General features: G+C 60.0%; 8 protein-coding genes. 4 read left to right on the plus strand and 4 right to left on the minus strand.

Annotated features, from left to right (window positions below; translation table 11 throughout):
- The first annotated feature begins 167 nt into the window (after positions 1–167).
- Both B3Q33_RS14160 and B3Q33_RS14165 read left to right on the plus strand, forming a co-directional pair.
- Positions 168–1,346 carry a glycosyltransferase gene (locus B3Q33_RS14160; RefSeq protein ID WP_272975350.1) on the plus strand — a complete coding sequence of 393 codons (1,179 nt, stop codon included), beginning with the start codon at positions 168–170 and terminating at the stop codon, positions 1,344–1,346.
- Positions 1,327–2,079 (plus strand): polysaccharide deacetylase family protein, encoded by a 753-nt coding sequence (locus B3Q33_RS14165; protein ID WP_272975351.1) that lies wholly within the window; start codon positions 1,327–1,329, stop codon positions 2,077–2,079. Before B3Q33_RS14160 ends, B3Q33_RS14165 begins: the two co-directional genes overlap by 20 nt.
- Positions 2,080–2,105: 26 nt before the next feature.
- Here B3Q33_RS14165 and yecR read toward each other — a convergent pair whose 3' ends face one another.
- The 4 genes from yecR to B3Q33_RS14185 all read right to left on the minus strand — a co-directional run bounded on the left by yecR (position 2,106) and on the right by B3Q33_RS14185 (position 5,436).
- Positions 2,106–2,432, minus strand: coding sequence for a YecR family lipoprotein (yecR, locus tag B3Q33_RS14170; protein WP_035247277.1), 327 nt, complete (start codon positions 2,430–2,432; stop codon positions 2,106–2,108).
- Positions 2,433–2,522: 90 nt separating this feature from the next.
- Positions 2,523–3,416, minus strand: a complete 894-nt coding sequence (locus B3Q33_RS14175; RefSeq protein ID WP_272975352.1) for a carbon-nitrogen hydrolase — start codon at positions 3,414–3,416, stop codon at positions 2,523–2,525.
- 22 nt (positions 3,417–3,438) lie between these two features.
- Entirely contained in the window at positions 3,439–4,446 is a 1,008-nt protein-coding gene (locus B3Q33_RS14180; RefSeq protein ID WP_272975353.1) for an agmatine deiminase family protein, read from the minus strand.
- A gap of 42 nt (positions 4,447–4,488) precedes the next feature.
- Positions 4,489–5,436: a hypothetical protein gene (locus tag B3Q33_RS14185; protein ID WP_272962937.1), complete on the minus strand. Its 948-nt coding sequence runs from the start codon at positions 5,434–5,436 to the stop codon at positions 4,489–4,491.
- 169 nt (positions 5,437–5,605) lie between these two features.
- Between B3Q33_RS14185 and B3Q33_RS14190 the strand changes: the two genes are divergently transcribed.
- Both B3Q33_RS14190 and B3Q33_RS14195 read left to right on the plus strand, forming a co-directional pair.
- Positions 5,606–6,841, plus strand: a complete 1,236-nt coding sequence (locus B3Q33_RS14190) for a lipoprotein-releasing ABC transporter permease subunit (protein ID WP_035247288.1) — start codon at positions 5,606–5,608, stop codon at positions 6,839–6,841.
- The coding region (locus B3Q33_RS14195) for an ABC transporter ATP-binding protein (protein WP_286828237.1) at positions 6,834–7,311 on the plus strand (478 nt) is incomplete at its 3' end. The genes B3Q33_RS14190 and B3Q33_RS14195, both read left to right, overlap by 8 nt.

Genomic DNA, 7,311 nt, shown 5'->3' on the forward strand with positions numbered 1-7,311 from the left:
GCCTCAAGCGGCGCTCCTACAGCGGCGTTGTAGATGTTACGGAATCGCGCCGCCAGCCACGCTCCTACAGCGACTTCTGGGTTTCGTTACATCTTGTCGCAATTACACCGTCATGGTGCGGCAATGCTGTCACATTATCGACATGAGTGGCGCTGATACTGGCGTTCATGGATACCAAAGAGCTACGCATACTGTTTGTGGTGGATGCGATCAAGGGTCGGAATGGCGTCGGCGCCTACTTCCAGGATCTGGTCTCGCATCTCAAGGACCATGTGGCACAGGTGGAACTGGTGCAGCCCTGCATGGAGGAACCGCATCCTTGCCAGGGCGCATCCATGCCAATCCCCGGCGACCCCACCCAGCGACTCTTTTTTCCCAAGGTGCGTGAACTGAGCGCCCTGGTCTGGGAAATGAAACCCCACGTTATCGTGATTCCCGGCCCCGGTATTTTTTCCATGATCGGTTACTGGATCGCCCGCAAGTGGGGCATCCCGGTCTGCGTCACCTTCCAGACCGATTACAACCGCCTGGTGGAACTGTACTGGGGGCGCCGCCTGGCCAGGCTAGCCGGTGGCCTGCTCAACTGGGTCAACCGCACCTTGTTCCAGGGTAGTGAAACCGCCGCCACCATCTGTGAATCCATGATCGCCCAGGCCCGCGCCGCCGGTGCCCGTAATCCGCAGTTGGTGGGCACACCGCTGGCCCGGGAATTTGTGAATACGCCTGTCACCCGGTTGCATGACAGCGTAAGGCGGGTCTGTTATGTGGGCCGGCTGGCGGCGGAAAAGAATATCGAATCCTTTGTGGCCCTGGCCGCGTCACGGCCGGATTTGCAGTTCGAGGTGGCCGGTGACGGGCCACTGCGCAGCAAGGTAGAACAGGCCTGTAAGGCGTCTGCCAATCTGACCTTTCACGGCTGGTGTAGCCGCCAGCAGGTGGTGGAGATTCTCGATCGCTGCCAGATACTGGTGCTGCCGTCCTCGGTGGAAGCCTTCGGTACCGTGGCGCTGGAAGCCATGGCCCGGGAGCGGTTGGTAATCACCACACCGGCTTGCGGCATCAACGAATGGCCGGCGCTGGCAGCGGGGCTGTGGATCATGGAACCCATGGAAAGCCTGAACCAGACCCTGGACCGGCTGCAGTCGCTGAGCCCGGTAGTGCGCGACCTGAAGGCGAAACAGGCCCGGCAGGCGGCACTGGGCATGAACCGGGACGCCATCGAACACTGGGCCGGGGTGCTGGGCCAATGTGCGCAGATGGCACCGGCTGCCAATCGCTCCCTGCCTTCCCCGACCCTGGCGCTGCTGCGCCGCTTGAGCAGCAACTATGCCCGCAGCGCCCTCTGATCCGCTACCGGCACCTCGCGCCCTGATATCCATCCACGATGTGATGCCGGAAACCCGCGAGCAAGTCAGCCAGATTCTGGCTCTGCTGCCCCAGGGGCCACAGGCGATCACCCTGCTGGTAGTGCCGGGGAGCAACTGGCAAACGGCGGATCTGGACTGGCTGCATCAGCTCCAGCAGCAGGGATACCCGCTGGCCGGCCATGGCTGGCTGCATCGCTGTGAGCCACCCATCAGTCTCTATCATCGCCTGCACAGTCTGCTGCTGTCGCGACGAGTGGCGGAGCACTTGTCCTTGTCTGCCAGTGGTATAGAGGCTCTCATGATGCAGTGTCATCGCTGGTTTGCGCAGCAGGGGCTGAAAACCTGTGATCTTTATGTGCCGCCGGCCTGGGCCATGGGGTCAATCAGTCGTGCTCAGCTGGCGGCTATGCCTTTTCGCCTGTTCGAGACGCTGACGGGCGTTTTTGATGCCAGAGCACAACAGATGCATCCACTGCCTTTGGCAGGATTCGAGGCGGATACGCTGCTTAGAGAGTGGTTTTTACGGGGCGTTAATCACTTGAACTGGCGCAGAGCCTGCCACACTGGGCAAGCCCTGCGGATCGGCATTCACCCTCATGACCTGTCATTACGGCTGGGTCATCAGGTTATCCCGATGTCGAGGGCGGTATCGGCCAGCCTGACGTATCAGGATGCGGCAAGCGGTTGCCCTGTGATCACACCGAGCGGATAAAACACCCGCCGGCTAGCGGGTGCGGCTTATTGCTGGGATTGCTGGGCCTTGGCCGTGCACTGGAAGGTAGTGCTCAGGGTCCAGGCGATACAATCGCCGTCCTGGGTTTCTGTCTTGCAGGATTTGCTGGGAGTGTCGGAGGGCAGCGCGCCGTTGTAACCCCAGCTTTGGCACTGTGCGCTGGCTTTCTGCAGGCCCTGTTGCCAGTCCACCTTGGGGCTTTGCATCAGGCTGTAGTCATAGGACATGACCACGGTGCCTTCGGACTGGTTGCCATCGCTAACCATCATGGCAGAGGGTGCTGCGCAACCGGCGAGCAAGGCTGCAATAAAGAGAGCGGATAGACGGGTCATTGTGGGCTCCATATGAAATAGCGGAAAACAGGGAAGGTACTTTCCGGCAACGTTGCCCTCAAGGGGCTTTCTGTAATGTTGTCGAGCGGGTCAATCCCGGTAACGCTTGGGCAGATCGCCGTAGGCATCCACCCGCCGGTCACGCAGATAGGGCCAGATGCGGCGTACGGACTCGCTGCGTTGCATGTCCACGTCGGCGAGCAGCACCTGTTCGCTGTCGCTGTCTGCCTGAGCCAGGAATTCGCCCTGGGGGCCGCAGACGAAACTGTTGCCCCAGAACTGGATGCCGCTCTCACCCACCGGGCTTTGTTCGAAACCGGTACGGTTGGCCACCAGTACTGGCAGGCCGTTGGCGATGCCGTGGGCGCGCTGGATGGTGATCCAGGCGCTGAGCTGGCGCTGTTTTTCCCCGTCATCGTCACTGGGGTCCCAACCGATGGCGGTGGGGTAGAGCAGCAGGTCGGCACCGGCCAGAGCCATCAGACGCGCCGCTTCCGGGTACCACTGATCCCAGCAGACCAGCAGGCCCAGTTTGCCGACACTGGTTTCGATAGGGCTGAAGCCGCTACGGCCATCGTTGAAATCTGCATCCCCCGGGGTGAAGTAGAACTTCTCGTAGAAGCCCGGATCATCGGGGATGTGCATCTTGCGATAGATCCCCGCCAGGCTGCCGTCCTTTTCCAGAACAACGGCGGTGTTGTGATAGAGGCCGGTGGCTCGCTTTTCGAACAGGCTGCCGACGATGACAATGTCCAGTTCTTTGGCCAGCGCCCCCAGCGTATCGGTGCTGGGGCCAGGGATGGTTTCTGCCAGATCAAACACGGCGGTGTCTTCGGTCTGGCAGAAATACAGGCTGCGGTGCAATTCCTGCAGAAGTACCAGCTCGGCGCCCTTGTCAGCGGCCTCGCGAACCAATGCCAGGGAATGATCCAGGTTGGCTTGCAGATCACTGTGGTTTTTCTGCTGGATAACGGCCACGCGCATGAGTATCTCCTAAAAACCTTGTTCAGACCGCGCCACGGGGCAATTGCATGGTGACACAATGCAGGCTGCCGTGTTGTTCGATCAATACCCGACAGTTTACCGGAGTCACCTGGCGGTCACCGGATACGCTCTGCAAGGCATCAATGGCCTGCTGATCCATATCGCAGCCATAAATGGGCAGCAGGATTTTCTCATTGGTAATAAGGAAGTTGGCATAGGTGGCCGGCAGTCGCTCGCCTTCCCGGTTGAACTGCGGGGTGGGCAGGGGCAGGGGCACCAGTGTCAGGTTGTGTTGCCGGGCCAGTGTCTGTAGCTCGTGCTCCATGGCGGCCAGGCTGGCGTAGTGGCTGTCGGCCTGGTTCCGGCATTGCACATAGGCGATGGTGCGGGTATCTACGAAGCGCGCCAGCGTGTCCACATGAGCGTCGGTGTCGTCGCCTTCCAGCTCGCCGTGATCCAGCCACCAGATATCGGTAACGCCCAGCTGTTCCTTGAGCAATGCGACCAGCTCTGCCTCGGACAGGTCCGGGTTGCGGTTGGGATTGCGCAGGCAATGGCGTGTGGTCAGTAGATTGCCTTGGCCGTCGGTGTCGATGGCGCCGCCTTCCAGTACCAGCGAGGGACTGTGCAGTGGCAGTTGCCAGGGCAGACGACGGTTCAGGGTATTGTCCTTGTCGGCGTCAAATTTGCCGCCCCAGCCGGTAAAGGTGTAATCCAGCAGCTCAACGTTACCGTTATCTTCCACAGCAATGGGGCCGAAATCCCGGGCCCAGGTATCGTTGTAGTCGGCAATGATCAGTTCAAGGCGCTCGGTATCCAGGCCGCGATCGGCGGCGAGGGTTTTGACGCGTTGTTCGCTGGCAGTATCACGGCATACCAGCCGCACCTGCTGATGATCCAGCAGGGCGGCGAGTAGATCCAGATAACAGTGTTCGGCGTCGGCCAGATGATTCACCCAATCGGTGTGGGTGTCGGGCCAGGCCAGCAGCACCCCCCACTGGGGGTGCCATTCAGGAAGAAGTCGGCGCATGCTCGGGAAGTCCGCTAGGAGGGGGCGATGCGCGCGAGTTTGCTACCGGCGTGCATCCCAGTCAATAGAGAAGCCGCCTTGCGATTCTTCCTCCACTTCCTCGACCTTTTGCTCGGCCTCGTCAGCCTGTTCCTGTACGTCGGCATTCACCTGTTGTTCGGCTTCGCTGGCCTTTTCTGCAGTGTCAGCGGCGGCCTGGTCAGCCTGTTTTTCGGCATCAGCCACAGCATCAGCTGCTTGTTCTTCTAGCTGCTTGGCTTCGGCTTTTGCTGATTCAGCGGTTTCTTCGGCCTGTTGCTCCAGCTGTTGCTGCTTTTTGGCAGCAGCCTGCTCGGGAGTCACTTCGCCGGCGATGATGATGCGACCGGTAACCGGGTCAAAGCGGAATTCGCCATCGGCCGGGGGTTGCTCTTTGGATTGGGGCGCGGTGGCCGGTTCTGTTGGTTCTGTTACCGCCTCCGGTCCATCCTCTGTAACGTTGGCTTGTGGCTTGGGAGCTGGTTCGGGTTCTGGCGCCGGCTCAGGGGGCTGTTGCGGGGCTTCTGGTTCAGGGGCCTCGATGGTGGCAGGTTGTTGCTCGGCCGGTGCGTCTTGTTTCGTTTCCGCTCCAACAAAGCTGCCGCTCACCGGGTCGAACATGGGCGGCGCGGCGCTCTCCGGCGCTGCTTGCTGTTCTTGTTCGGTGTCGGCTGTGGTTTCTTCAATGGCAGGCAGCTGTTGGGTGCCGGACACCACATCCGGTGCGGCACTGGCCGGGCGATCGACCACAGTATGCAGGCTGATGCCGTTTTCGAAGTAGACGGTGAAGCCGTCGTAGTTCCAGCGGGTAATCGCCGGTGAACCCACCGGGCCCTGGACGGAGGCAGGTGAACCGAAGTCTGCCCGTACTTGCGCTTCTGGCATACCGCGTTGGGGAGTCTCTGCGGCCAGGGCTGTAACCGGCATGGCCAGCGCTGCCGAGGCTAGCAGCGTCATTATTGTTGTCTTCATTTTTTCCCCCGGCGAGATGTATTTTCTTTCGATATTAGAAAGTTAAAGACGCTTATTCAACCATTTTGCTAGATCATGAGCGCGGACGCTGTTCACAAAGCAGAATTTGTAATGTAGCAGTTTTCCAGAGCCGTGGTATTTGTCTTTGGTTTCGGGTTAAATGCGCTGCATGTTTCGACCTCTATCCTTTTATGTGGGGCTGCGCTACACCGGCGCCCGCGCCCGCAACAGCTTTATTTCCGTGATTACGCTGATTTCCGCATTGGGTTTGATGCTGGGGGTTGCCGTACTGATCACGGTCCTTTCCGTTATGAATGGTTTTGACCGGGAATTGCAGACGCGCATTCTTGGCATGGTCACTCATTTGTCCGTGCAGGGGCGCGAGCCGGTCGAGGACTGGCAGGCGCTGGCCAATCGGCTGGGGCACCACGATGAGATTGAAGCCGTGGCGCCCTTTGTGGAACTGGAGGGTATGCTCAGCCATCGCGGCAATGTGGCGGGTGCCATGATCAATGGCATCGAGCCCCAGGCCGAGCGAAAGGTGTCCATCGTCGGCGACTTCATGGAGCAGGGCGAGCTGGAAAAGCTGGCCCCCGGCGAGTTTGGCATGGTGCTCGGCTATGGGCTGGCCCGTCGTCTCGGCGCCGAACTGGGGGACAAGGTTACCCTGGTACTGCCGGAAGCCACCATTTCCCCTGCCGGGGTGATGCCCCGTTTCAAGCGTTTCACCGTCACCGGGATATTCCGGGTGCGGGCGGAAGTGGATTCCCTGTATGCCTACATCAATGTGCAGGACGCCGCCAAGCTGGCCCGCCAGGCGGGAACTGTACAGGGCGTGCGGCTGAAGCTTGATGACCTGTTCAGTGCCCCGGCCATGGGCTGGACGCTGCAGCAGGAACTGGGCCCCAATTACTACACCCGCGACTGGACCCGCAGCCACGGCAATTTGTTCCAGGCTATAAAGATGGAAAAAACCATGATGACGCTGTTGCTCAGCTTTATCGTGGCGGTGGCGGCGTTCAATATCATTTCCAGTCAGGTGATGCTGGTCACTGAAAAGCGCGGCAATATTGCGGTGCTGCGTACCCTGGGGGCTTCGCCGGGTACCATCATGCGGATTTTCATGGTGCAGGGCACCGTGATCGGCTTTGCCGGTACCTTGCTGGGAACCGGCCTTGGCGTGCTGCTGGCCACCAATGTCAGCAAGTTGGCTGAGTGGGTAGAGAAGACCTTCAATACCCGTCTGTTTGACGCCTACTTCGTTAACTATCTTCCTTCGGAGCTGCAGTGGTCGGATGTGATCACTATCGTCTCCATTGCCCTGGTGATCAGCTTTTCTGCCACCCTATACCCATCCTGGCGTGCCAGCCGGGTGCAACCGGCGGAGGCCCTGCGTTATGAATGATTCCCGCAACGCCACCGGCACCGGTATCGTGCTGCAAGCCGAAAAATTGGTGAAAAGTTACGACGAAGGGAACAACGAACTGGAAGTGCTCAGCGGTGTGGATCTGACCGTGACCCAGGGGGATATTCTGGCAATCATCGGCACCTCCGGCTCGGGCAAGTCCACCTTGCTGAATCTACTGGGAGGGCTGGATCGGGCAACCCGGGGCAGTGTTTCCATTGCTGGCAATGCGCTGGCGACCATGAGTGATCGTGATACCGGCAAGCTGCGCAACCGCTATCTGGGTTTCGTCTACCAGTTTCATCACCTGTTACCGGAATTCACTGCGTTGGAGAATGTGGCCATGCCACTGCTGATTCGCGGTGACAGTCCGGCAAGCTGCCAGGAGAAAGCGGCGGCTACTCTGAAGAAGGTAGGGCTGGAGCATCGTCTCAAGCACAAGCCGTCGGCACTGAGTGGCGGGGAGCGCG

This window comes from Alcanivorax sp. UBA3183 (assembly GCF_002364155.1).
Taxonomy (GTDB): domain Bacteria; phylum Pseudomonadota; class Gammaproteobacteria; order Pseudomonadales; family Alcanivoracaceae; genus Alcanivorax; species Alcanivorax jadensis.